We start from the raw sequence: 26,061 nt of genomic DNA, 5'->3' as shown, positions 1-26,061 counted from the left end.
AAGCCTGAGTAGACAAGGTCAGAATTCCGAGAACGTTCACAGAATCTAAGTTTGTTTCTACTGTTTCTTTCACCGCGCTCCACGACTTGCCGCGCCTCGCTACTAACGTCTCGCCGGTTCTCGCCGCTTCATTTTTTCTGTGAGTATGCTGTAGCCTAGTATCTCACCGCGGCTATAGGTCGTTGAACATTCATTAGCTGCGATTTTTATCGTCACCTGTTCTGTAGGCGAAACGCTATTAACACAGCTAATATTCAAGCGCTGATTGGACTATTATATAGAGTATAGTGCCAGCGATTAATTTCGCGGTGTTACAATTTGTTAACATGCGGCGTGAATGAGCCCGCCCGTGTTTTATGTTCAGCTTTCGCCTCGGCTCGATGATCAAGGTCTAAAGACAGTTAGAATCTATGTTGCAATTAAAATATCTAAACCAAACAAAAAAACCCTTGTGGCTAGTCGAGTCTAACTATTTCGTCGGTACGGATGCCGGCTGTGAACTCTGCCTTCAGGATCATCTATTACACGCAAAGCACGCTCAGCTTAACTTTAAAGGCGACGAGGCGACGATCGAAAACCTTGTTGGCGATAGCGCCATCAGGGTAAACGACATGCCGGTACGGTCGCCGAAACGAATAGTTCATGGCGATATCCTATCGTTTGGTGATGTTCGTGTAATGCTTGTCGACCCGAAGCAACCCATTGTAAACAACACCGCTTTTAATGAAGCGTCAAAACCAGGCTGGAAGTTGCAACCCGTAAACACCATGCTGGTGGCCAAAGACATTGATGTACACGGGCAGATGACTCTAGGTCGCGCGCCAGATTGCAATATTTCCTTACCTTTTTCGCATTTATCGCGTCACCATGCTTCTTTAACCATATCGTCTCGTGGGCTTGAAGTGCGGGATTTGGGCTCGGTTAACGGCACCTTCGTCAACGGCGTAAAGGTCGATAAGGCGGTGCTGAATCTTGGCGATAAACTCAGTTTTGATAACCTAGCTTTTACCATTTCTGGCCCTGAGCGAGATGTGGACAAAACCGTGTTTCGGCCAACCTTAAAAACGGAGTCGGCGATCCCTATCGTAGCGTCACAACCCGATGCGACGCGCTTGGCTCATGTTGGTAGTAAGCCAATAGCCGCAGCGAACGCAGCGAACGCAGCCAAAAGGCCAATATCGAGGGCAAATGGTGGGATAGCTCGGCAGGCCGTAAAAACGGAGCAGGAGTCAAGTCACTTGGTTGCGCCAGAAAGTAGTTCTAATAAGAGTACATGGCCTGTGGTTTTGGTGTTGGCGGGCGCTGCTGGCGCTGCAATTTGGTTTTATCTGAAGGGCTGATGCCATTCATGCGTCAAGCCGCAGATTCACCGCAATAGCAAATCGCTTTTAGAACAAAATATTATTGAAGTTCCGAGCTGTCAGGCCGAAAGCCTGTCATAGGCAATGCCATAGGCCGCGTTTTTCGGAGTTTTCTGATGATAGATCCCGCGATACATCGCAACCCACACCCAGCTACTCTGGCGCATAGTTCGCAAGCGCCGACCACAACTAATAGCCCCGCAGACGCTTCTGCCACGGGGACACAAAGCTCTGTGAGTCGTAGCCAAACAATCGTTAGTAGTAGTCAAACAACCGTTACTATCGATGGTAATCGGTCGTCTAGTAGCTCTGTTACGGCTATGTACCAGTATTCGGAAACCCGCTATACACCGTCACAGTCCTACCTCGCAAATCCCTCAATCGATCACGCCACTAGGCACGGGGCGGATTACGCTGATCGTCAAAGCGCTACTTATTCACAGCAAGGTTTTTTAACAATAAGTTCATCAACGCATTCCAGCGCCTCGGTAAGTAACGAGGCTGGCGCAGGCAATGCTAGCCTTGACGGAAGTTCTATTGACCGAAGCTCTATGGTGTCGGGTGCGGCGGAGGTTAACCCCGAGAGCAATCGCACAGATGCGGCCAATACAATTCTGGCCTTTATTCAACAGCAGCTCGCTTTCGATCTGGCCGACGGGGCCGACGACGCATCACTACAGTCGCGCTTGCAAGCGGGCCTCGATGGATTTATGCAGGGGTATAGCGAAGCCGCCGATCAGCTAGGTGGACTGACGTCGTTGCCAGCAGAAGTTGCCGCCCAAATTGAAAAGACCTTTAACGATGTGCTTCAGGGCGTAAGCGATATCGCGGCGAAGCTAGGCTTGCAAGATCCAACAACAGATCTCGAGCGCAAGGCCGCCGCTGTGACAGCTCCGGCGGCGCCAGCGAGCAGTACAATAACCACCGCAACACCCGAACTAAGTCTTGCCGAAACCTTTGCCTCCTTGTTAGATCAGTTGAGCGCGAATCCAGAACTGGACACCTTAAAAACCCTGCTGCAGGCGAGTGAAACCTTTTATAGCGAGGGGCTTAGTGCTGTCGAGTCCCAGCCAGGGGTGAGCCTTGAGCGCGAGTCGTCCCAGAGCCGTTCGTTTAATTTACAGCTGGTTACTGCAGATGGCGACAAGGTCAATATTCGCTCCTATGGTGATTACGGGGAGCGCACTCAAACGGGCAATGGTATAACCCAGTACAATGAGTCCAGTTTGAATAATTTTAAGTTAACGGTAGAAGGTGATCTCGATACTGAAGAATTGAAAGCCATTAACGAATTACTCGGCAAGGTAAATGATGTTGCCGAAACATTTTTTAGTGGCGATGTAACTGCAGCCTTCGATCAGGCGTTGCAGCTTGGTATCGAAAGCGATGAAATTGCCCGCTTTGCTGTCAATTTACAGCAGACTAGCTACACCCGCATTGAGGGACGTATCGACGATAGCTATGGGAAGGTTGCCGCGGCATCTGAGCAGCGGTTATCGATTCGCGATGGCGAACATGGCGACAGACACGGGCCACGTTTTGGTAATAATCCAATGCAAATGTTAATGGGTTTTGTCAAGCAGCTTGAACAGATACGCAGCAACGCTGCCGATAGCGGCTTTGGTGTTGCCGACATTGAACAGCTTAGCAATGCCATTGGCAGCCAGCATTTTTCTGGCCATCCACGCAGCCAGCAGTTTGGCCCTTTTATGGGGAATATGATGGCAGCGTTAGAGCGTCACCACGCTTAAATCGACACTGCGTTATAATCGACACTTTGTGAGCCTTTGGGTTCTTTAATTTCGATGTGATTTCGAATTCATTAATCATCAAAGTGTTGATCCTATGACCAAATTAACCTTGTACTCTACGCTTGGCTGCCATCTTTGTGAGCTAGCCGAGCAGGTGCTCGCGCGCGCGTTAAAGCCCAACAGCTATCAGATTCATACATGCGATATCGCCGATTCTGATTCCTTGATGGCGCTGTATGGTGTGCGTATTCCTGTCGTTATATGTGAAGGCATAGATAACGACCTTGGCTGGCCGTTTGCGGAGGAAGATGTGAGGCAGTGGTTAACACAAAAACGCAGCGGTTAACTCGAAACGGGTGATAATTTAGCCGCTAATGTTCAGTGTTACGAATTAACAACCGCGGTCGCCCAGGCGACACTCTCGAGATAAAACGCATTTAATTGCTCGGCTTCGAGATTACATTGGGTGACGAATTTCCAGTTGATATCAGACCAATTACCTCGCTCATAAGCTTGCACAAGACTTAATACCTGCCCCAACTCACCACTGCGATCCAATAACGCTGCGGCTAGATCTTCCGAAAGTAAAAGCTTGGCTAGAATTTGCTCCATCGATATATCTAAAAATGCATCGAGGTTTGAAAAAAGCCCCGCTGTAAAGCACGCCTCACCAACATGTTTGCCGCCTTTGTGACCACCAATTCTTTCGCACATCTTCGCTCTCGTCATACTAATTACACACAGTTCAGATGGTTTGTCTGAATTGTTTGCCATTAGGAAGAAGTTGCTCCAATTCCGAATATTGGTTATGCCAAGTAGCGTTATTGCTTGGGGTAGCGACTCAATTGCACGCGGTAAGCCAATCGCCGACGAGTTTACTAGCTGGAGGATCTTGTAACTTAAGCTTGGGTCACTGGCAATGGTGGTGATAATAGAATCGTATTCTACGGCGGGGTCATTTATCACCGAGATTAATTTCATTAAGGCCTGCTTTCCCTCTTTAACTTTGACGCCCTCAATAATTTCTGGCTTGCAGAGAAAGTAGCCTTGAAAGTAATCAAAGCCCAGCTCTAAGCAATGCCGCATCATCTCGTGATCTTCTACCTTTTCGGCCAGCAGTTTAATTTTTAACGGCCGTAATTTTTGTGTCATGCGAACAAGTTCGGCTGCGCTTAAACTAAGTACATCAACTTTAATAAAGTCGGCATAGGGTAGGAATGCGAGCGTTTTTTTATTCAACACGTAGTCGTCTAAGGCAATCTGAAAGCCTTTCTTTTTGAGATTGCTTAAACCTGCGAGTACTTCTTCGTCAGGCTCAATATCCTCTAGAACTTCAATAACCAGTTGTTTCGATTTTAAGGGCGGTGGGTTGCATATTAGGTTGCGGGTATAGTTCACAAAGGCTTTGTTATCGCCAATGATATTAGGTATCTGATTCTCGCCAAATACCTTAACTAAAACTTCGACAGTGGCCATATCGCCGTCTAAAACTTGAGCGTGGCTTCGGTTAGATTGGCGAAACAACAACTCGTACGCGATCACTTTTTTATTGCGATCGAATATCGGTTGACGTGCGAATAGGGGGGTCATTTCAGCCATTGTCTACTACTTAGCCTTAGGGGTTAAAAAAGTTCAATTTCGTCGTCCCGAGGCGTCTTTATCTCGGTTGATTCAAAGTGATGACGATAAATATCCAGTGCATCCTTAACCTTGCCGCCACGCATAATAAACTCGAACATGATGCGCTCGGCTTCCATGGTGTAGCTGCTTTTGATACCTAGCTGTACTTGCCGCCATGCCGCAGGGTCGTGGATGCTGTTTTCGGTTTGCATTAACTCGGTGACTTTTTCTAAGCTTCGCGCAACATGATCTAGTCGCTGGCATACGCGGTCATAAAACTGAAAGGCTTCGATAGAGGATGAAATGTTGCTGTTCATCTCCGTCGCGGTGGCGGTTAGGTCTTGCTTGAAGGCATCTAATTGCTCGATCTTCGAAAGCTGATTGATTTGGGCGCTAACCGCATTGGTATGATTGGCGAGGAGGGCAAATGAGCCGGTGAGGGTGTCGACGGCTTTATTTGAGTCGGCCATAGTCGCCTCTATTTGGCAGACAGCTAAATAGAGCATGTTTATGGTTTCTTGAATGTGCGACCAATCTGCGTGACCGAGCTCATCGTCGGTAATCGGCGCTTTTGAGTCGTTACTCATGCTCTGTTCCTATTCTAACTGCGCTGGCGTAACGATCGCGTCGAATCGCTCGTTATTAACAGCTAATAGTATTCACACTTAAGCTTAGAATAAGAATCGACACTTAGAGCAATGAATTCACCTCATTTTCGTTAATTAGGGAATTTGGTTTTCCAAGGCGAAGCCCGTAGATCACCGAAAAAGCCAAAACGTTCTGCACATATCCACGCGTTTCACGAAAGGGAATGACCTCGATCCATATATCGGTAGGCAGGTCCGCGCGGTAGGCTTTAAGCCAGCGGTCGACTCGGTGTGGGCCAGCATTGTAGGCGGCAGCCGCGTGAACTCTATTGCCCTGATACTGCTGTAACAGTTGATTCAGATATAGGCTACCCAGCTCCATATTATGAACGGGGTTATAGAGGTCGGTTTGCTTATGTTTGATGCCATTGCGCTGGGCAGTTTCTTTTGCCGTAGTTGGCATTAGCTGCATTAACCCCATAGCGCCAGCGCTAGATTTTGCCTGCTCTGCAAAGGCACTTTCTTGACGTGCGATAGCGTAGATAAATGCTGGCTCAACATTGGTTTGTGACGAAACCTGTTGGATCTGGTCTTCATAGGCGAGCGGGAAGCGAATTGACAGGTGATCCCAGAGGTTGCCCGTGATCATGGCGTTAATGCCCTTGTTATACCAACCCCACTGGCGAGCTAATTCGCCCGCAGCGACAAGCTCGTCATTGTCTAGGCCGCGAGTGGTGAACAACCATTCAGCGTGGGCTTCACCAAGGTTATCGGTCAACCAAAGTTCTTTTGCGCGTCGCATCCCAGGCATGCTTCCAATCGCAGCTAAGAGCTCAGGAGAGGCCGTGACCGGAACATTCTGTAATTCATAGCGCCGCCCTAAGTGATCAGCAGCAAGAAAACCGTAAAAGCTGCGAGACTCCGACAGCGACTGGTAGATCAAGCTGGCGGCCGCGGCATCTTTACTGTCACTGGCGGTTTCGCCTAGGGCTCTGGCTTGCCAGTAGCGCCAGCGGTCCGAATTGCGAAGCTCAGGGCTTAACAGCGCTAACCACTGTTTTACCCGCGGCCAGTCTTCGGCGCGCAACGCGTCTCGAATAAGCGACTCTACGACCTTTGGCTGCTGTAGATCGCGTGAGCCAAGTACCAGCGCTTCGGCTTGTTGTGTGTTTCGTTTGCGTAGTAACTGGGTCGCTATTGCTAATTTAGCGTCGGTACTGAGCCTCTCAGGGAAGAGCTGCTGCGCTTCGTAGCCCTCCCATAGTTTGAGGGCCGCTTTAGGGTTCTGGCGTGCATAGGCCTTGATTCCCGCGACGATAACTTCTTGCATGAGTGGCGAGTGCTCGCTAAAGCGTTCTCGCTTGCGAATTGTGCTGGGGTAGGCGACGACTTTGCTGTAGAGGTCGGCATAGCCGCGGTGATGCTCGTCCATCATTCGGCTAACGTAATTTGCCAAGCTGCGATTTCCAGCGTCTAGAGCGTTATTGAACCTTTGCCAGACCAGCTCTTGACTAAGGCCACCACTGCGGCGCCAGCGGTTAAATAGAGGGTCGCAGGTTTTAGGGTGAGATTTGCCACCAACCCAAAGATCGCCAACTTCACTTAGGGCGCTGCTGTCACGCTCGAATAAGCGGGCCTGTAACCAAAGGCAGCGCATCTCTGTGGTACTGGCATCCGGCTGATAATAGTTTAGAAATTCCGCCCAGCGTTTATTTACGGCTAAGTGGTAGAGCCACTGTTCACGTAGGCGTGTGCTCAAAAATGAGCTCTGCTCACGGTTTAAAAAATCATCAATTTCATTTTGGTCGGCGCTACTGAGCTTACTTTTGAGGCGACCATATTCAAGGTAGAGAGCCAGAGGGTAATCGCCAAGCTGTTGCTGATGTAGCCTAAAACCCGACCAATCGCCGCTATTCAATGCCGATTTCGCCATTTCGTAGTGAATGCGCTGCTGTGCTAGTTCGTTGGCGCTAGCTGGAGCGAACAAAAAAAACAAAGCGATCGTTGCTGCAGGGGCACAATTGCGAGCGAATAGGGCGTAGAATGCGCGGCTTAAATCTTGGTACATCTTTAGTGATATCTCTGGTTGCTTGGGGTTATAAGCAGGTGTTACTGCAACTTGGTCGTCAACTTTAGCTTCTGGGTTAGCTCGTAAGTCTTCGGGTTCTCGTCAAGGAGCAACGCGGTAGTGCGATTGATAGCGAATGATTTTGGCTAAAAAACATACACATCGAAGCGACCACTAACTGATAGTTTCGTCTATAAAACGGATAAGCGCTACTTCCAGATTGGAATAAATATTTCATCATTATCAATTTTCCGTTTTGAACAGGGTTAACCGCTCCAGCAAACACCTTTTGTTGTGGCGCACTGCCCAACATACACTTTTTATTCGATCGAATTAATACTTATGCCTTTAATAAAATTAGAAAACTTACATTTGCATTACGGTGAGCAGATCATTTTTGACGACCTTTCGCTACAGCTAGACAAGGGGGACCGGGTTGGAATCATCGGCCGTAACGGCGCGGGTAAATCTACCTTGTTAAAATCCCTACAGGGCGACGTCGACCCCGATAGCGGCAATCGATGGGTTGACCCAGGTATACGGGTTGCGGGCTTAGCGCAGGACCTTCCGGAAAAGAGTGACATTACGGTTTACGACTTTGTCGCTGAAGGTCTGCCGGGTTTGGGTGAAGATCTAGCCCGCTATGAAAAGCTCATCCACAACTTTTCAGAGGCAACTATGGACGAGCTGGGGCGTGTACAGCAGCGTATTGAAGCCGCTGACGGTTGGCGTTTTCATACCCGTATTACGCAAACACTGACCCGCTTAGGTCTGGACGGCGAAGCAATATTATCGAGCCTTTCCGGTGGTTGGCGTCGACGCGTGGCCTTGGCTCAAGCGTTGGTGTGTGAGCCCGACATACTGTTGCTCGATGAGCCTACCAACCACCTCGATATCGCGGCCATCCAATGGCTGGAGTTGCAGTTGCAGCAGTTCACAGGCGCGATTGTCGTGATTACCCACGACCGCGCATTTTTACGCGCAGTTGCGAATAAAATCGGCGAGCTTGATCGCGGTATTTTTCGCTTGTGGGATGGTGACTACGACGGCTTCTTAGTCTTTAAACAGCAGCAATTAGATGCCGAAGAGCGTCAAAATGCGTTGTTTGACAAGAAACTTGCTCAAGAGGAAGTGTGGATTCGACAGGGTATCAAGGCCCGTCGTACACGCAACGAAGGCCGGGTACGTTCATTAGAGAAAATGCGGAATGAGCGCTCGCAGCGTCGCGATCGGTTGCAAACAGCAACGATCGAGCAGGGATCTGGGGTGTTGTCGGGCAAGCTGGTGGCGGAACTTCAGAACGTATCCTTCGCCTGGACAGAAACGCCAATGGTAAAGGGCTTTAGCTCCACTATTGTGCGCGGTGACAAGATTGGTCTGGTTGGCCCGAACGGTATAGGCAAGAGCACACTACTTAAGTTGATACTTGGAGAACTCGAGCCCACTAGCGGCACGGTTCGGCGCGGCACTAAACTAAGTGTCGGTTATTTTGACCAAATGCGTGACCAGTTAGATTTGAACAAGAGCGCGCTGGACAATATCAGTGACGGCCGCGATAGCATCGAGATCAACGGCCGCAGCCGTCATATTATCTCCTACCTTGGCGACTTTTTGTTTACCGGTGAGCGTGCCCGAACGCCGATTCGGGCCTTGTCCGGTGGTGAGCGCAATCGTGTATTGCTGGCGAAGCTATTTAGCAAACCTGCCAATCTCTTGGTAATGGATGAGCCGACCAACGATCTAGATGCCGAGACACTTGAGTTGCTCGAATCGATATTGGTCGAGTTTGATGGCACTTTACTATTGGTAAGTCACGATCGTGAATTTCTCGATAATGTCGTAACTAGTACTATTGCCTTTGAGGGAATGGGTCGTGTAAAGGAATATATTGGCGGTTACAGCGACTGGCTAAGTCAGGGCGGACGCTGGCCTGAGGCTGGGCAGCAAAGCAAAGGTAGCGCGGGGTTAGCTGAGCTGTCGGTTGCGGACGAATCCGCCGACAGCAAGGCTAATGCGTCAGCGACTACTGCTACAGCGCCGGCAAAAGCGATAAAAAAGCTCAGCTACAAACTGCAGCGAGAGCTGGACGGCTTGCCCGCTGTGCTCGAAAAGCTGGAGCAAAAAGTAGAGCAGATTCAAGCGCTGATGGCAGCTGAAGACTTTTATCAGCGTGACCAGAAAGATGTAAATGACGTTATTCAACAATTGGCCGACGCCGAAGCCGCTTTAAATGAAAAGTTTGAACGCTGGGAAGAGCTAGAAGCTCAGCAAAACGGCTAGTGCGCAAGGCTGAGTTTGGGCGCTAAACTCGAACGGCTAAAACGTCGCAACTGGCACCGGATACTACACCTTTGGTAACCGAACCAAACAGCATTGCAAATCCATGTCGGCCGTGACTGCCAACCACCAAAAGGTCGGCGGCACGGCTTTCTGCAAGGTGGTGCAGTTCACTCGCGGTATCACCGATACTTACGACTATGTCCGCATCCACGTCCAGCTCTTCAACTAGTGCGGTTATACGCTTTTTCGCCTGATGTTCAATCATGCCTTGAGCCTCGCTTAGGTCAATAGGGACATCGCCGCCATAGGCGAAGGCTAGTGGCTCGGTGATATGTGCAACTGTTAGTTTCGCGCCTGATCCTGCAGCTATACGCGCCGCTTTGGTCAGTACTTTTGCTGAGTCTTTTGATAAGTCGAGGCCAACGAGTAGATGTTGATACAGTTCCATATTTCCTCCGTGTGCTCGGTATAATCGCTAGTTACGTGATTTTACTTCGTATAACTCATGGACTGATTCTAACCTAGATGGTTTCCTCGTGAGCTGGATTAAGATCAAGCCAACGGCAAATCGCCTCTCACTATTTTTGGCTACGGTATTTTATTTTGTTTAGCTGGTGTTGCTGCGATTAGTGCCAGTATTAATAACCCCAATGGATTAGGTCGTTTATATGTGGATGTTTATCGGCGTTATGGTGTTAGTGGTAATGATGGTGGTCGGGCCTGTGATGATGATCAGGCCAACCCCACGTCAGCGTCGGCTCACCCAGCTGCGCGGTACTGCGCTGCCAGCAGGGATGTCAGTTCGAATGGCACGTCTTAAGGAGGGGGTCGGTAGTCATGATAGCTATTCGATTGCAGTGTATAGCTTGCCCGTGCCCGAGGAATTGAAGAAAACGATTAAGGATACGCCTCGCTTCAATTGGCGACTGCTGCGTCGTAACATGAGTCATGAATTACATCTCGCTCATTATTGGGATTGGGAAGATCGCGCAAAAGCACCACTAGAGATCAGTAATAGTCTGTTAGATTGGCTAACTACACTGCCAAAGAGCGTCCGTGCAGTTGAGATGACAGGCTACGGTCCAAGCCTGTACTGGACCGAGCAAGCCTTAGCTGTCGAGCTTACAGAAGGTTCTCTTGATCGTGATGGAAATGCATCAATTGCGAGTGAGATCAAATACTTACATAATAAACTTACAGAGCTGTTGAATATCGTGGTAGCGACCCATCGCAAGGTAGAATCAATATAGTGGGGGGTGTTAGGTGTTGAGTCCGTCTTCTAGAGGGGCTCGCTAGCAGGTGCGGTTGTGTCGCTCGCGGCTGGTTTGCTAGACGGACTTGGATTGAACTGGTTTTCCGGCATAAATTGGGGAGATAAAACCTTAATTCGCCCATTCATAAGGTCAGTTAGCTCCTTAATTAGGTTGTGGCGTCGATCTTCGCCAATACTGGTTTGCACCGCGATTTGTTGTGCTTTTTTGTAGAACGCGAAGGCTTTAAGAACATCGCCGCGACTTACGGATTTGTGGCCCTGAGCGACCTGACTGACCACCGCAACCATCATATTTGCCCAAGATAGGTCGCGGATGTAGGTTTCTAGCTCCGACACTTCAATTTTGCCTTTTGCCTGCCGATGACGCAGTATCCGCCCAGCTTCATTGAGCAGGTAACGTGCGCGCGCAACTCTTGCATCGCTTTCACGCAGCCGGTAAACATCCCGTTTTCGGTTTGGCGCGCGCAAGCTTTCGGCACGATCTTCACTTGCTTCCAGGGTGACGCGTATCGCTTGGCTATTAGGGTCGAGTTTGACCATCGAACGAATTACATCCACGACCTCATCGTTCAATATTCTCGCAATCGTCGGCGATTCTACGAGTGTATCTACGGTTAAAACGAGCTCCTCCATTTCAGATAGTTTGCGCTTCATTTGCTCTAGTTTTCGCGCCACGATTCTAGCGCGGGATTGACGTTCGTTGGCCGCGCTTACGACGATCAGCGATACAAAAGCGATAATCACGAAAAGCCATAGTAAGTTGGTCATAGGGCATGTTTTCTAAAATTGGTTTAATTTATTTTAGTCCTAAATTGGCGTAAATGGTGGATAAACACTAGCCTATAGAGAAACTATATAAAGTCATTTACTTTATATAATAATCAATAAATACAGCTACTTAACGTTACATTGTGATGCTAAGTATAGAATAGGTTGAGGTGATTTCTAGTTCAAGGTTGTTTAAAGTGCCGATCTAGCTGCCCTTGACCTAATAACTCTTAGGTCTTATATATGCGCACCTTGCCGGAAAGTTGCCTAAGCGTGGCCTTTCGCCGTAACTTAAATCCACTACCTATAAAAGAAGAAGGTTCCTATGGGGAAATCATTGGTAATTGTGGAGTCACCTGCCAAGGCTAAAACGATAAATAAGTACTTAGGCAGTCAGTTTGTGGTTAAGTCCAGTGTAGGTCACATCCGTGATTTACCCACCAGTGGCTCAGGTACATCTCCTGTCGATGCCAAAGCGCGTGCTAAGCAAGCAGCGCTGACCCGCAAAATGTCGCCAGAGGAAAAGGCAACCTACAAAAAGAATAAGTCGCGCGAGCAACTTGTTAAGCGCATGGGGATAGACCCAGATAACAACTGGAGTGCTCGTTACGAGATTTTGCCCGGCAAGGAAAAAGTTGTCGCTGAATTGCAAAAGCTTGCCGCGGATGCCGACCAAATCTTTCTCGCGACGGATCTCGATCGTGAAGGGGAGGCTATTGCATGGCACCTGCGCGAAGCTATTGGTGGTGATGACGATCGCTATCATCGCGTCGTCTTTAACGAAATTACAAAAACAGCAATCCAAGAAGCGTTTAAAGAGCCTGGTCGTCTCGATATCGATCGTGTACACGCACAGCAGGCGCGGCGGTTTCTAGACCGCGTGGTTGGCTACATGGTGTCGCCGTTGCTGTGGGAAAAAATCGCCCGCGGCTTGTCTGCCGGACGAGTGCAGTCTGTGGCGGTACGCTTAATCAGTGAACGTGAAAATGAAATTCGTGCATTTTTGCCGGAAGAGTATTGGGACGTTAAAGCCGATCTCGATACCGGTGGTGGCGAGCGCGCTCGCTACGAGGTGCGTCGTTACAAAGGCGAAGCCTTCAAGCCCGTTAACGAGCTGCAGGCCTTCACCGCAAAATCGGCCCTTGAGGCTGGAAGTTTCACCGTTGGCAAACGTGAAGATAAGCCAACTAAATCTAAGCCCAGCGCTCCGCTGATTACATCTACGCTGCAGCAGGCCGCGTCAACGAGGCTAGGTTTTGGCGTAAAGAAAACTATGGTGTTAGCACAGCGCTTATACGAAGCGGGCTACATCACTTACATGCGTACTGACTCCACCAACCTAAGTGCTGAAGCGGTAAATGCTTGTCGTGATTACATTAAGGACGAGTTTGGCGATCGCTATTTGCCGAAGGAGCCGAATCGATACTCAAGTAAAGAAGGCGCACAAGAGGCTCACGAAGCCATTCGGCCTTCCGAGGTAACTAGGTTGCCAACACAGCTTGCGGGCATGGAGCGCGACGCTGAGCGCCTCTACACCTTGATATGGAAGCAGTTTGTCGCCTGTCAGATGACGCCAGCAGAATTTACGGCCAGTAGCATCCGCGTTGATGCCGGTGATTACGAGCTTCGCGCGCGCGGTCGTGTTATTCGGTTTGACGGTTTTATGCGTGTATTACCGCCACCACCGAAGAAAGATGAAGACGGTTTACTTCCTGATGTAAAAGTAGGTGAAGTGTTAAAACTTCATGAAGTAGCTGCGCTGCAGCACTTTACCAAACCACCGGCTCGTTACACCGAAGCTAGCTTGGTAAAAGAACTCGAAAAACGCGGTATTGGTCGCCCCTCGACCTACGCAGCGATTATTTCGACCATACAAGATCGCGGTTACGTACATGTCGAAAACCGTCGGTTCTACTCCAATAAAATGGGTGACATTGTTACCGAGCGCCTAGTCGAAAGTTTTAGCGAGCTAATGGACTACGGTTTTACCGCGAGTATGGAGGAGGCGCTGGATACAGTCGCTACTGGCGAGAAGGATTGGTTGGCTCTGTTGAATGAGTTTTACGGTGACTTCACTAAAAAACTGGAGACAGCTCAAAGCCCAGAGGGTGGAATGCGTCGCAATGAGGCGGTTGAAACTAATATCGATTGCCAAAACTGCGGCCGCCACATGCAGATTCGCACAGGCAGTACCGGTGTATTTCTGGGGTGTTCGGGTTACGGATTACCGCCGAAGGAGCGCTGTAAGCACACCATGAACCTTGTCTCTGGTGATGAAGTTGTCAACGTAGATGACGACGAAGAGGCAGAATCTAAACAATTGCGCAGCAAGCGTCGTTGTAAAGTTTGTAACACGGCGATGGATAGCTACCTCCTAGACGAGTCTCGCAAACTACATATTTGTGGCAACAACCCAGACTGTGAAGGTTATCAGGTAGAGCAGGGCGTATTTAAAATTAAGGGCTACGACGGTCCCGTCATTGAGTGCGATAAATGTAGTGCTGAAATGCAGTTAAAGACTGGGCGGTTCGGCAAATACTTTGGTTGTACCAGTGAGGATTGTAAAAATACACGTAAGTTGTTGCGCAGTGGCGAAGCGGCTCCACCGAAGATGGACCCTATCGATATGCCAGAACTCATCTGCGATAAAGTGGATGATCACTATGTCTTGCGCGACGGCGCTAGCGGTTTGTTTTTAGCGGCGAGTCAGTTCCCCAAGAACCGTGAAACACGTGCTCCGAAGGTTAAAGAGCTGTTACCACATAAAGCTGTCTTGGACCCCAAGTACGAATTTTTGCTATCTGCACCGGTAGAGGATGACGATGGCAACGAAAGTCTTATTCGCTTTAGTCGAAAAACAAAAGAGCAGTACGTGCAAACGGAAGTGGAAGGCAAGGCGACCGGCTGGAAGGCTTACTATGAAGGTGGCAGCTGGAAAATTACCGCGAAAACTGTAGCGCCAGCCAAAGCTAAAAAGCCTGCGGCGAAAAAAGCGAGCACAAAAAAAGCTGCACCTAAAAAAGCTACCGTGAAAAAAGCTGCTGCCAAAACGACAGTGAAATAAAACCCTAGATGAAACCAAACTACGCGCGTGAAGTTGATCGCCAGCTCTTGTTTAGCCAAACTCAGATCGCTTTGGCTAAGCAGGAGCTGCGGCCTCAGTTTAAGCTGGGGCTTTGCCAGGCGGCTATTTTGCAAATGGAGCGCGCGATGTGTTTTTATTTGGCCGAGATTACCGGCGGGCCGAGTGCTGAGGCCAGCCTTGAGTCTGCACTCAATAGTTTACTAGGCCAGAGTGATTATTCAGCCGCAGCGCAATTCGACTTTCGTGTTAAAGAAATCCTTGGTTTTTGTAAGCGTGGGAGCGAAAGTGCTGATCCTGCGATATTGAGGGATACTTGGCTTGTTAGTTTGCGCGATGCAGCACGGACTTGCATCGTGCCAATACCCACGGCCGATAAGTCGTCCGAACAGGTAGACCCGGCTCCACCGGCTCAAGACTTACCTGTCGGGATTATTGCTAGTAGCTCTTCATTCAGCGGTATTACAGCTAGCGGCAATACCGCTAGTCCTGCTATGCCTATTGTGGCGGCGCCAACACACTGGTCTAACCTAACCTGTGAGCAGTTGGTTGCTATTTATACGCAATTGCAAACAGTAATTCGTCGTCAACGCGAACACGCCTATGAGCATTGAGCGTCTTGTGCGTTTACTGCCTCTTGCTGGAAGCCTAACTCGCTAGGTGGTAGAATCTCCACCTCTTTAATCAATGGAATGGCTAAAAATCTTCGGAAGTTGTTGTGACGCCCCTGGCGCTAGGTTTCGGGGATATCGCTGTTTCGTGAGTTGTATCGGCCGCATTCGTCGGTAACAAACATGATTAAAGTATGCTGTTCTGTTAGACGCTTAGAGCAATAATATTTATAGCTCTAACGCTTGTAGATTAAATTAATATCAAGTTAAGACCGAACCAATCACTGTAGGCTATGCGGTTTGTTGGCGGCAAGAAGGTGGTGGCGAATGTCAACTTTGTATGAAATTATAGAACTCCCGAATGGCGAAATAGCCTTGCAGAAGGCCGATGAGAATGGTGAGCCATTGGTGTCTATTCGGTTTTCTGAAGAATCTTTGTATTTTTTAAATGATGCAAAGTTTGACGTTGCAAAAGCGATGATCGAGGCCGGACTAGAAGCCGCTGGAGACATTGGTGCAGATGAGGCCGAGCAGGTTGCACCTGAAGATCAGGAATATCTGCATTAAATTGCCCTTCGCTTTATGCGCTTAGCCTACATGACTTTTCCTATCGCACTCGGAGGAGTAATCCTTGGGTGTCACCTTGGCAGGCAGCGTCTTCCAGTTTGGCGCAGTCTGTACTGCTAATCTCTCTAAGAGATCCAACGACCATTGCGCTATTGCCATTTTGTAAGGCGTCCCATAATACCCAAAGTGTTTCAATATCGCTTTTTGTGTGGATCAATCGTACCTTTCGTAAATCGAACCCGTACTGTTGCAATAGTGATTTGCTGACATTTTCTGGGGCCACCCAAGTGAACCAGCGATCTTCGCAATTACGGCTTTGGTGGGCGAGCATAGGTAAAACGAGCTCGTAGCCAACCTGGGCTGAATTGTGAGACAGCACGATCTCAGTAACGCCGGCATTCTGGTTTGAGGCTGGATCACGGGTGATATCAGCCCTTGAGGTGTTGTTCAGAGATGCTTCACAAATCGGTATTTTAATTTGTTCCATTAGATGTTTCCTCGTCTAATGACCCCAACGCTAAGCCCTTCAATTGCGAAGTTCTTATCTCGGAGGTCGACTTCTATGACGCTGAAGTCAGGGTTTTCTGGCCAGAGTTCGATTAAGGAGCGATTGCGTTCACGCTTGAAGCGCTTAACGGTAACTTCGTCCTCTATGCGTGCGACAACAATGTCGCCGTTACGTACTTGTTGAGTACTATGCACCGCAATTAAGTCACCATCTAATATTCCAGCGTCACGCATACTCATACCGCTTACTGTGAGCAAAAAGTCGGCGCGAGGAGAAAAGAACGCCGGTGGGATTTCACAGTATTCTTCGATATGTTGCTCCGCAAGGATAGGCGAGCCAGCCGCTACTCTACCTACAAGCGGTATGCCGCTTTGAGTTTCAGGCAATCGAATGCCACGCGATGCGCCAGCTACCATCTCAATAGCACCCTTTCGAGCGAGTGCTTTAAGGTGCTCTTCAGCGGCGTTTGCCGACTTGAAACCTAGTATCTCGGCAATTTCCGCACGTGTAGGCGGGTAACCGGTATCGTCGATATGATCTTTGATCAGATCGAGTATTTGTTGCTGCCGCGCGGTAAGCTTAATCACGATGACCCCCAAATGAGTCTGTTTAAATATACAGTGTATGTGATTATATACAGTACATTGGTGCGTGCAAGTCTTTTCTTAACCTCCCCGCACGAATGTGATGCGACGGATGGGTAGCCGCATTAGCATCGTTAAGGCTTGTTAAGGACCGGGCGTCGGGTTAGGGCTTAGGAGATCTAGCGGTTGCGGTTGGAGCGTTTGCGAGTAGGTTGGCGCTTCGCGATAGGGTCATGCTGCCAAGTGTCTAGGCATTTCTCTCTTTAAAACTACGTTGCTGGACGCCATAAGGGCTTGTCAGGCAGAATGCCGACATCCTTATCGGTAGCACGGGGAGGAGGTTAGTTCATTTAGATTCACTGTGTTGAGTTTCCATCACCATCAACAAACGAGGCTGGCTCTACGCTTTAGGTGAAGTCGGCTCGGATGAATTAGATGTAATCGTCAAATCCAGTAAAACTATCGGCTTCAATCATTTCTAACGGGCTGTTAAAGCCATTGTTGATGTATGCTGGGTCGCTCTCCCAGTTATCTTCGTAAGAGCTGCTGTAGCCAGCGTTTGCATCGTCGGTTGCCGCCACCGGTATGATGGACATCAACCCCCAGGACTCAAGCTCAAACTCGTCGATGTCGCCATTGTTGTATTGGATTTCAATCGCTCCATTGGCTTCATCTACGGCAACAACTTCGAAGGTTTGTTGAGTCGTTGTGTCTTTATAGCAGCTACCAACTGTAGGAAATATACTAGCCATATCTGGCCTCCAGTCTTCAACCAAAGTGAGACTTTAAGCTACCACTAAGGCTGGAATGCGTATACCGCTTTTGGCGGATTACCACAGCTGGAGGCGGGAGTCATGGCTTTTTTGCTGTATGGTTTATGTTGCTGATTTTATTAGCTAAAATCTTTATCTCTCGGTTTGTCGATGACGCCTTTAAAAATTACGGGTATAGAGTCACCGGTTAAAATATTAAAAAAATCTAACGGCACCTGAGGTTAAACTAAGGTATTGCGTTGTTTGTTCCTGTTGTCGGTCACTCGAGGATAATAATGTAGAGCTCCACGCAATAATTCGAGATGTAAATGTGCGCAGAATAGAATCCCCGTAACCTCACTTACTTCTAGTCGTCGAGGTTACTTATGTTTAATGATATTCAAAAATTTGTAAATAATAGCCGGATATATCAAACGCCTATTTTAAATCCAATAGTTCGGTTGAAGGCAAAAAATTAGATTAAAAGAGGAACAATACGTGGTGCAGCAGGATAGTTATCTTGGCCCAGTAGTGATCGACGTCGCGTCGACCGTGCTCGACCAGAGCGACCGTAATATTTTGTCCAACCCGTGGGTGGGTGGCGTTATTTTATTTAGTCGAAATTTTAGCGACCAAAATCAATTACTTGAACTTACCAAGCAGATCCGTTCGATCAATAAAGACTTAGTTATTGCTGTCGACCACGAAGGCGGGCGAGTACAACGTTTTAAGCACCAGTTTACACGGTTGCCGGCGATGCAGCTTATTGCGCAGCTAAGTACGAATACGCACTTTTTTGCAGACGAAATACAGGCCAAGCGCGAATCGGTCCAACTTGCGCGAGATATTGGCTGGCTTATGGCAAGTGAGCTGTTGGCATTTGATATTGATATAAGCTTCGCGCCGGTGCTCGATTTGGATACTGATTTTAGCGATATCATCGGCGACCGAGCCTTCTCTGACAGTCCCGTGATCGTGACTGATTACGCGCAAGCCTTTATAGAAGGTATGGGGGAGGCGGGGATGGCGAGCACTGGAAAACATTTCCCCGGGCACGGCGGGATTAAAGCGGATAGCCATTTAGAGCTACCCATAGACCGGCGTAGTTTAGCGGAGCTAGAGGCGAAGGATATTATTCCGTTTCGCAACTTGGCGAGTATTTTAGATGGGATTATGCCGGCCCATATTTTATTTCCTGACGTTGATCCTGCGCCGGTAGGCTTTTCTAAGTGGTGGCTGTGCGACTACTTAAAACAACAGATTGGCTTTAATGGTGTGATATTCAGTGATGATTTGTCGATGGAGGGGGCTGCTGGTGTTGGCGGTTATGGTGCACGTGCTCTACTGGCATTAGAAGCCGGCTGCGACTCAGTTTTAGTTTGCAATAATCGCGATGGAGCGAACGAGGTAATTACGGTATTAGAGCGCCGCTTTGACACCGTGCCGCGTTCGAATTTAGAGCGAATGCGTGGCACAAGTCATTTCGATTGGATTAGCTTACAGCAGCATTCGCGCTGGCTTGAAACCCGCGAAAAAATATCGGCTTGGCTAACCTAAGCATTACCTATTTTAGATTTAACAGGAGAGTTCATGTCAACCGCTGCAGAGTTTTTTGCGCTAATCAACGTCGCACTTACGGATATTTTGGGTAAAGAGAATCTTTGGGTTCTTAAAATTTTTATTTGCGTGCTTACCAGTTTATTCGCCGGTATCGTTTTTAAGCGTTTTTTGAAAAAACTATACGTAAAATCGAAATCAACCAAAAGCCTATGGGATGACGCATTGGTTGGCTCGCTCCAGCGACCCGGCACCTGGTTTATTTGGGGGCTAGGTATTGTCTTTGCGGCGGAGATTGCGCAGCGTGAAACCGGTGGCGACCTTCTCGAGTTGATTGCGACCGTACGACGGGTAGGTTCGATTGTGGTGGTCGCTTGGTTTCTTACGGGGTTTATATCCAAAGCCGAAAAAAATCTAGCCAGTGATGAGTTTAATGAAAAGCCGATGGACAAAACCACGGCTTTAGCGCTTGGTAAGTTATTGCGAATCTCAGTTGTGATAACCGCATTATTGGTCGCCTTACAATCAATGGGCTACAGCGTCTCCGGTGTGTTGGCGTTTGGTGGTATTGGTGGTATTGCGGTGGGTTTCGCTGCGAAAGATTTGCTGGCCAATTTTTTTGGTGGCCTGATGATTTACTTGGATCGCCCCTTCGCTGTTGGCGATTGGGTGCGGTCACCAGACAAAAACATCGAGGGAACGGTCGAGGATATCGGTTGGCGTTTGACTCGTATTCGTACTTTCGATAAACGCCCACTCTACGTACCTAACGCTACTTTTACGCAAATTTCGGTAGAAAACCCATCTCGAATGAGCAATCGACGGATTTACGAAACCATAGGTATTCGTTATGAGGACGCTGAAAAGCTGCCGGCGATCGTTACCGAGGTAATGGAAATGTTACGAGAGCATCCAGAAGTTGATGCCGAGAATACACTTATCGTTAATTTCAACAGCTTTGGCTCATCCTCGCTAGATTTCTTTGTATATTGTTTTACCCATACAACTCAGTGGATTAAATATCACGAAATCAAACAAGATGTGCTTCTTAAAATATTAGAGGTAATTGTTCGTAACAAGGCCGAGTGTGCCTTCCCTACTAGTACTCTACATCTCGCGGGGCCAATTGAGATTGCCCCAAGCGAGAGTTCAAGTTAATCGCGTAGCTTTAGCCCGGTAAATAAATAGCCTTCTATCGGTATAGCTTTGAGGCCTAGTTAATGATTGTGAAATATCACCCTAGACTTTAACCCAGTATTATCATAATGTTCGCCTCGCCGTTCTTGGCGGGTTTGCGGATGATCGTAGCATTTGAACGCTATATTGAAGATTGTTAAGCTCTACTGAACCGTACCGAGTTGTCGTCAGAACTGTAAAATAATAAATAACAATTCTAAATGACAGGTCTCAACGATCTGGCAGTAAAATCAGTCTCATAATAAGAAACGATTCACGGAGGTGTGGAATGGCAGATCGAGAACTCGGTACAGTCAAATGGTTTAACAATGCACGAGGTTACGGGTTTATTACTCGTGGTGAAAATTCAGACGATATATTTGTACATTATCGAAATATTCGCGGTGAAGGTTATCGCTCTTTGGCAGAAGGCCAAAAGGTAGAGTTTTTGCTGCAAGAAGGTGATAAAGGTCTACAGGCCGACGATGTCGCCTGTATCTAGGCATATTGCCCATCCGACGGTTGCAAGCTTCAATATAGGCATGTTTTTGTATGTGTAAGCTTCAGCCGTTGTGAACCCCTCAGTTAACTCCATTCACAATTATAACCTCGCTATTCTATAAGCCGAATTATCCTATCGCGCCAGCTATTCTGCCGTAACCGAGAGGTCTGACTTGTCCTCTTCGGGTTTTAGGTGTGCGGGAGTGTAGGGCTGCATCTTAATAACAATACCCATCAGTGGGTGGTCAATGTAGTGAAGCTCATTGCTGCGCATGCGTCGCTTTTGGGTCAAGGTTACCACGCGCTTCGCAAGGAAGGGCTGTTGAGTGATATTGGCGTAGTTGGAAAAGTAACTATTGTCGCGCTCGAAGACCGAGTCGAATTCTGAGTTAGTCAAATCGTTGCTGGAATTGGTTAAATTATTAAACCCCGTTAAGTCTTGACTCGCCGTTAATTCCAATGAAGTTGGTTCTGAATATTCTTGTGCGTCTACCGCGCCTTGTTGATCTAGTGTGCTTGGTATTTGCTGTACGGGCAGCAAAGGCAGGGCGGGCCAGTCGTATGGTTGTTGGCCATAATTTGGTTCAAAGTCGGTCAACCACAAGTTTGTATGAATGTGTAGGTAGCGGCTTATGCTGAGGATTATTGATCCCTCAAGTTCCGAGTGCTCACCAAATGTTTCACCGCCGCGAATTATGATTGCGGGGGCGTCGTCAAATGCGAGCATCGGTTGCGCCCACGTTTGGTGAAATAATATTTTGTTGTCGCGGCGTCGGGTTAATTGGCCAAGATTTTCAATGATGTCGTGTTCTTCACTCAGGTAGACATAGGGCTGTTCGATATCTAATACCGGTGTTGAGTTCGGCTCTGAAGTTTGCGCGACCGAAGTGTTTTCATCCGCATCGTATTCCTGCTCAGTCAGTATTTCTTGATCGGAGGGTTTATTTGGATCGGTCAAAAATTGCACGCGCGGCGGATAGCTAAGCGTAATATTGTGAGGCCATAATTCTTGTTGCTGTAGATCGCTGTTTGCGCCAACACGTTTAAAGACAACTAGTTCAACTTGGTACCAATTTTCTTCTGCAATGGGCTGTTCCGCAGTTTGCGCGTAGATATTGCCAGAAAAAAGTGAGGCTAGGAGGGCTGCCACGCCAAGCTGTAGTTTGCCTTGACGGGCAAACTGGGTAGGTGAATTGTGTTGGATTGCGCTCATGAATTAGCCTGTTTAAGTTGTTCTAGCACTGTATGCACCGCTTTAAGCCGTTCTTCAGCAGTTTCCATATCAAACATGAATTTTAAATGGTTTGCACCAACCAGTCGGTAGTGCTGTGGTTGTTTTTGTACGAGCTTCACAATTGTTAAAGGTTCAACTTTAGTTTTGCGTGCAAACTCTATGCGACCGCTCGCTGCTGTGGCCTCGATTTTTGTCAGGCCCAACTCTTCCGCATCGAGCTTAAGTCGCGTCAAGCGGATTAAGTTTTTAGTGGAGTCGTGTAATAGCCCAAAGCGGTCAATCATTTCCACTTGCAGGTCGTTTAGCTGCTCATCGTTTTTAACCGACGCCAAGCGCTTGTAGAGGGTCAGGCGGGTGTGTACATCGGGTAAATAACTATCGGGAATCAATGCAGGAATACGCAAGTTAATATCGATGTTGTCGTTGCTTTCTAAGTCAAAGTCGACGCTTCCGCCGCGCTGAATCGCTTTTACAGCACGATCTAACATCTCCATGTACAAGGTAAAGCCAATGGCTTGCATTTGCCCGCTCTGCTCGTCACCAAGCAGCTCCCCAGCACCGCGAATTTCCATGTCGTGCGAGGCTAGCGTAAAGCCAGCGCCAAGCTCTTGCGCCTCTACGATCGCATCTAAACGCTTGAGCGCGTCGGCGGTCATGGCTTTTTTGTGGGGGGTTAGCAGGTAAGCGTAGGCTTGGTGATGGCTACGGCCAACACGACCGCGTAATTGATGTAGTTGCGCGAGGCCAAAACGATCGGCGCGCTCAATAACAATTGTATTTGCACTGGGAACATCAATACCCGTTTCGATGATGGTGGTGCAAATCAAGATATTAAAACGCTTGTGGTAGAAATCGGTCATTATCGATTCAAGCTCGCGCTCACGCATTTGCCCGTGGCCAATCGCAATTCGAGCTTCGGGAACCAACGCCTGAATTTCGGTGGCGCGACGCTCGATGGTTTTGACTTCGTTATGAAGTATATAAACCTGCCCGCCGCGCATAATCTCGCGCAATACCGCTTCTTTGATTAGGTTTTCATCGGCTTCTCGCACGAAGGTTTTAACCGATAGGCGCTTGGCAGGCGGAGTGGCAATAATGGACAGGTCGCGGATGCCAGACATGGACATATTAAGCGTGCGCGGAATGGGCGTGGCGGTGAGGGTTAAGATGTCCACTTCCGTGCGCAGCGCTTTTAGGGCTTCTTTTTGACGTACGCCAAAACGGTGCTCTTCATCGATAATCAGCAGGCCTAAATTGGCGTATTTCATATTGCCCTGAATCAGCTTGTGAGTGCCGATTACAAGATCAACCTGACCGGACTCCAAGCGCGCCTGTACCGCTTCGATGTCTTTGTTCGAACGAAATCGCGATATGACTTCGATATTCACCGGCCACTCGGCAAAGCGATCTTTAAAATTATCGTAATGCTGCTGTGCGAGTAATGTGGTCGGCACTAATACAACGACCTGTTTACCGTTCTGTACGGCGATAAACGCGGCGCGCATTGCAACTTCCGTTTTGCCGAAACCTACGTCGCCACAAACTAGGCGATCCATGGGTTGCGGCGATAGCATATCGTCACGTACCGCACTGATGGCCGTTTCCTGATCATCGGTCTCTTCGTAGGGAAATGCCGCACTAAACTGGCGGTAGGCCTCGGTTGGGTCGGTGTAGGCAAAGCCCTTACGCGCCTTACGTTTGGCGTAAATGTTTAGCAATTCTGCGGCGACGTCGCGAATTTGTTCCGCAGCTTTACGTTTGGCTTTTGCCCAGGTGTCATTGCCGAGTTTGTGTAGAGGAGCTAAATCTTCTTCACCGCCGGAATAACGGCTAATTAAGTGTAGGCTCGCCACGGGAACATAGAGTTTGGTGTCGTTGGCGTAGGAGAGCACTAAAAACTCGTCAATTTGGCCGCCGTGTTCGATGGTTTGTAAGCCTTGATAACGGCCAACCCCGTGCTCGATATGCACTACCGGGGCGTGTAATTTAAGTTCGGTTAGATTCTTAATGACGTTTTCAGCGTCTTCTGCCGCGGCTTTTTGGCGTCTGCGCCGCTGCTGGACGCGATTACCAAACAATTGCTGCTCGGCAATGATCATCAATCCCGGCATTTGCAGATTAACCGAGTTTTCAATATTGGCAACGGTAATCGCTATATCCTGTTCGCCGGTGATAAAGCTGTGAATATCCTTAATTTCGCTCGCCGTGATCGAGATGCGACTGAGCAGCTCTTTGATCGTTTCTTTGCGTCCGGATGACTCAGCACAAATTAATACGCGCTTATCTGTTGAGATAAGGAAGTGTTCAAGTAGGTGGAGAGGGTTGGTTGCGCGGCTATCAATGGCCAGTGCCGGTGGCGCTGTAAACGGAAAGTTAACCGCACTAGGCTTCTGTTCTTGAGCTGACAGGCACAGGTCTACTCTCGGGTAATTCTTGAGCGCGCCAAAAATTACATCCACCGTATGGAATGCACGGTGGGGAGGCAAAATTGGGCGCTGGCGGTCACCGCGGCGACTTTCGTAGCGTTGTTCTAGGTCTCGCCAGAAGCTCTCAATCGCCTCGTGTACGCCTTCGCAAATAAACACTAGGCTAGTGTCGTCGCCCTCGGGTAAATAGTTGAATAGGGTTGCCGTTTCATTAAAGAAAAGCGGTAAGTAATACTCGACGCCGGCGGGCGCCAAGCCGGACAAGACGTCTTGATAGACTGGGCAGTTGGTGTGATCAACGTCAAAAGTTTGGTGCCACTCACCTTTAAAGTGAGATATACCGATTTTGTCTAGCGGGTATTCGCGGCCGGGCAATAGCTCAATAGATTCAACTTTTTCCACTGTTCGCTGTGTTTCTGGGTCAAACTCGCGCAGCGATTCAACTTCGTTGTCAAACAGCTCTATTCGATAGGCGGCGCGACTGCCCATGGGGTAAACATCGATAAGAGAGCCGCGCACCGCGAATTCTCCATGTTGATACACCGTGTCGACACTTGTATATCCGGCCGAGACCAGCTGATTTCGAAACAGCTCGCGATCTAGGCTAGCGCCAAGCTTCAGTATCAGGCTGTTAGTGACCAGATAGTTTACCGGAGGCAAGCGCTGCATCATGCTGGTCGCTGCGGCAATAACCACGCAGGGCGATGTGGTATGCATGTTGTATAAACATCGCATGCGTTCAGAGGTTATGTCCTGATGTGGGGAAAAACTGTCATAGGGCAGGGTTTCCCAGTCGTTAAAGAGCATCACGTTAAGGCTACTGTTCAACCCCTTTAAAAAATGGCGAATGTCTCGTTCAAGTCGTTCGGCTACGGCTACACTTGGTGCTACCACTAGGCTGCTGCGCTGGGCTTTAGCCAAACTATAGGCAATGCCAAGGCCTGCACCGGTAAGTTCAAACAGGTTTCCCCATTGACGTTTGTCTCCCGCTTTTGTGGGAATAGGGGGGTTAAAGGGGTCGAGTTGCGGTGATGTCATATAAGCTTGGTTCATAAAATTTAGCAGGCGCGTATTCTAACGATGTTTGTGTGATCGGGACAGGTAAGTGCCGAGTTGGATAGGGTCTTTCGACTTATATTGCATATTTGCGTGCCGGCGTGTTGCACTAGGGCTACGTAAATAGGAATTATTGTCGTTAAAACAATAGGTTATTCCCGTTTTTTTGGGAGCACCCCTAGCGTTAGTGCGCGCTGATCACTATAATTGGCGCGATTTTTTATGTGGCTCACACTCGATGAGTCGTCAGAAGAGCGGGACAGCTCTCTATATAAGCGAAAGAGCTTAAAATTTGTTCA

21 protein-coding genes are annotated in these 26,061 nt (G+C 48.6%); 11 read left to right on the top strand and 10 right to left on the bottom strand.

Going from position 1 to position 26,061, the window contains the following annotated elements; genetic code table 11:
• Window positions 1-410: 410 nt before the first annotated feature.
• The 3 genes from IDZ20_RS10690 (at window position 411) to IDZ20_RS10680 (ending at window position 3,458) form a co-directional block, all read left to right on the top strand.
• Entirely contained in the window at window positions 411-1,340 is a 930-nt protein-coding gene (locus IDZ20_RS10690; protein ID WP_188151427.1) for an FHA domain-containing protein, read from the top strand.
• A 137-nt stretch (window positions 1,341-1,477) separates the two neighbouring features.
• Complete coding sequence (locus tag IDZ20_RS10685; RefSeq protein WP_188151426.1) at window positions 1,478-3,112, top strand: DUF5610 domain-containing protein; 1,635 nt, start codon at window positions 1,478-1,480, stop codon at window positions 3,110-3,112.
• A gap of 94 nt (window positions 3,113-3,206) precedes the next feature.
• Window positions 3,207-3,458, top strand: coding sequence for a glutaredoxin family protein (locus IDZ20_RS10680; RefSeq protein WP_188151425.1), 252 nt, complete (start codon window positions 3,207-3,209; stop codon window positions 3,456-3,458).
• Between the two features lie 38 nt (window positions 3,459-3,496).
• Here IDZ20_RS10680 and IDZ20_RS10675 read toward each other — a convergent pair whose 3' ends face one another.
• The 3 genes from IDZ20_RS10675 to IDZ20_RS10665 form a co-directional block, all read right to left on the bottom strand.
• Window positions 3,497-4,711 (bottom strand): EAL and HDOD domain-containing protein, encoded by a 1,215-nt coding sequence (locus IDZ20_RS10675; protein WP_188151424.1) that lies wholly within the window; start codon window positions 4,709-4,711, stop codon window positions 3,497-3,499.
• Window positions 4,712-4,734: 23 nt separating this feature from the next.
• On the bottom strand, window positions 4,735-5,319 hold the full coding sequence (locus tag IDZ20_RS10670; protein ID WP_245792259.1) for a hypothetical protein: 585 nt from the start codon (window positions 5,317-5,319) through the stop codon (window positions 4,735-4,737).
• A gap of 103 nt (window positions 5,320-5,422) precedes the next feature.
• Window positions 5,423-7,387, bottom strand: coding sequence for a transglycosylase SLT domain-containing protein (locus IDZ20_RS10665; RefSeq protein ID WP_188151423.1), 1,965 nt, complete (start codon window positions 7,385-7,387; stop codon window positions 5,423-5,425).
• Window positions 7,388-7,729: 342 nt separating this feature from the next.
• Between IDZ20_RS10665 and IDZ20_RS10660 the strand changes: the two genes are divergently transcribed.
• A complete protein-coding gene (locus IDZ20_RS10660) occupies window positions 7,730-9,667 on the top strand; it encodes an ATP-binding cassette domain-containing protein (RefSeq protein ID WP_188151422.1) in 1,938 nt (645 codons plus the stop codon).
• Window positions 9,668-9,689: 22 nt separating this feature from the next.
• Here IDZ20_RS10660 and IDZ20_RS10655 read toward each other — a convergent pair whose 3' ends face one another.
• Complete coding sequence (locus IDZ20_RS10655) at window positions 9,690-10,115, bottom strand: universal stress protein (protein ID WP_188151421.1); 426 nt, start codon at window positions 10,113-10,115, stop codon at window positions 9,690-9,692.
• 220 nt (window positions 10,116-10,335) lie between these two features.
• On the opposite strand from IDZ20_RS10655, the gene IDZ20_RS10650 reads away from it, so the two are divergent.
• Entirely contained in the window at window positions 10,336-10,917 is a 582-nt protein-coding gene (locus IDZ20_RS10650) for a hypothetical protein (protein WP_188151420.1), read from the top strand.
• Between the two features lie 29 nt (window positions 10,918-10,946).
• On the opposite strand, the gene IDZ20_RS10645 is transcribed toward IDZ20_RS10650, so the two are convergent.
• Window positions 10,947-11,708 carry a hypothetical protein gene (locus IDZ20_RS10645; RefSeq protein WP_245792258.1) on the bottom strand — a complete coding sequence of 254 codons (762 nt, stop codon included), beginning with the start codon at window positions 11,706-11,708 and terminating at the stop codon, window positions 10,947-10,949.
• 325 nt (window positions 11,709-12,033) lie between these two features.
• On the opposite strand from IDZ20_RS10645, the gene topA reads away from it, so the two are divergent.
• From topA to IDZ20_RS10630, 3 genes are all read left to right on the top strand, one after another.
• Window positions 12,034-14,772, top strand: a complete 2,739-nt coding sequence (gene topA / locus IDZ20_RS10640) for a type I DNA topoisomerase (protein WP_188151419.1) — start codon at window positions 12,034-12,036, stop codon at window positions 14,770-14,772.
• 8 nt (window positions 14,773-14,780) lie between these two features.
• Window positions 14,781-15,404 carry a hypothetical protein gene (locus IDZ20_RS10635; RefSeq protein ID WP_188151418.1) on the top strand — a complete coding sequence of 208 codons (624 nt, stop codon included), beginning with the start codon at window positions 14,781-14,783 and terminating at the stop codon, window positions 15,402-15,404.
• A gap of 324 nt (window positions 15,405-15,728) precedes the next feature.
• Window positions 15,729-15,968: a hypothetical protein gene (locus tag IDZ20_RS10630; protein WP_188151417.1), complete on the top strand. Its 240-nt coding sequence runs from the start codon at window positions 15,729-15,731 to the stop codon at window positions 15,966-15,968.
• Between the two features lie 40 nt (window positions 15,969-16,008).
• Here IDZ20_RS10630 and IDZ20_RS10625 read toward each other — a convergent pair whose 3' ends face one another.
• The 3 genes from IDZ20_RS10625 to IDZ20_RS10615 form a co-directional block, all read right to left on the bottom strand.
• Window positions 16,009-16,455, bottom strand: coding sequence for a cell division inhibitor SulA (locus IDZ20_RS10625; RefSeq protein ID WP_188151416.1), 447 nt, complete (start codon window positions 16,453-16,455; stop codon window positions 16,009-16,011).
• Complete coding sequence (gene lexA, locus IDZ20_RS10620; RefSeq protein ID WP_188151415.1) at window positions 16,455-17,063, bottom strand: transcriptional repressor LexA; 609 nt, start codon at window positions 17,061-17,063, stop codon at window positions 16,455-16,457. Before lexA ends, IDZ20_RS10625 begins: the two co-directional genes overlap by 1 nt.
• 428 nt (window positions 17,064-17,491) lie before the next feature.
• Complete coding sequence (locus IDZ20_RS10615) at window positions 17,492-17,812, bottom strand: DUF6763 family protein (RefSeq protein ID WP_188151414.1); 321 nt, start codon at window positions 17,810-17,812, stop codon at window positions 17,492-17,494.
• A 498-nt stretch (window positions 17,813-18,310) separates the two neighbouring features.
• Here IDZ20_RS10615 and nagZ point away from each other — a divergent pair, with 498 nt between their 5' ends.
• The 3 genes from nagZ (at window position 18,311) to IDZ20_RS10600 (ending at window position 21,047) form a co-directional block, all read left to right on the top strand.
• Window positions 18,311-19,369, top strand: a complete 1,059-nt coding sequence (nagZ, locus tag IDZ20_RS10610) for a beta-N-acetylhexosaminidase (RefSeq protein ID WP_245792256.1) — start codon at window positions 18,311-18,313, stop codon at window positions 19,367-19,369.
• Window positions 19,370-19,402: 33 nt separating this feature from the next.
• Entirely contained in the window at window positions 19,403-20,527 is a 1,125-nt protein-coding gene (locus tag IDZ20_RS10605; RefSeq protein ID WP_188151413.1) for a mechanosensitive ion channel family protein, read from the top strand.
• 307 nt (window positions 20,528-20,834) lie between these two features.
• Window positions 20,835-21,047, top strand: a complete 213-nt coding sequence (locus tag IDZ20_RS10600) for a cold-shock protein (RefSeq protein ID WP_188151412.1) — start codon at window positions 20,835-20,837, stop codon at window positions 21,045-21,047.
• Window positions 21,048-21,191: 144 nt separating this feature from the next.
• On the opposite strand, the gene IDZ20_RS10595 is transcribed toward IDZ20_RS10600, so the two are convergent.
• Window positions 21,192-22,259, bottom strand: a complete 1,068-nt coding sequence (locus tag IDZ20_RS10595) for a CsiV family protein (protein WP_188151411.1) — start codon at window positions 22,257-22,259, stop codon at window positions 21,192-21,194.
• Window positions 22,256-25,759 (bottom strand): transcription-repair coupling factor, encoded by a 3,504-nt coding sequence (gene mfd, locus IDZ20_RS10590; RefSeq protein ID WP_245792254.1) that lies wholly within the window; start codon window positions 25,757-25,759, stop codon window positions 22,256-22,258. Before mfd ends, IDZ20_RS10595 begins: the two co-directional genes overlap by 4 nt.
• Window positions 25,760-26,061 lie beyond the last annotated feature (302 nt).

The sequence above is a fragment of the Teredinibacter waterburyi genome (assembly GCF_001922985.1).
Classification (GTDB): Bacteria; Pseudomonadota; Gammaproteobacteria; order Pseudomonadales; family Cellvibrionaceae; genus Teredinibacter; species Teredinibacter waterburyi.
This window is presented reverse-complemented; position numbering and strand designations above follow the sequence as displayed.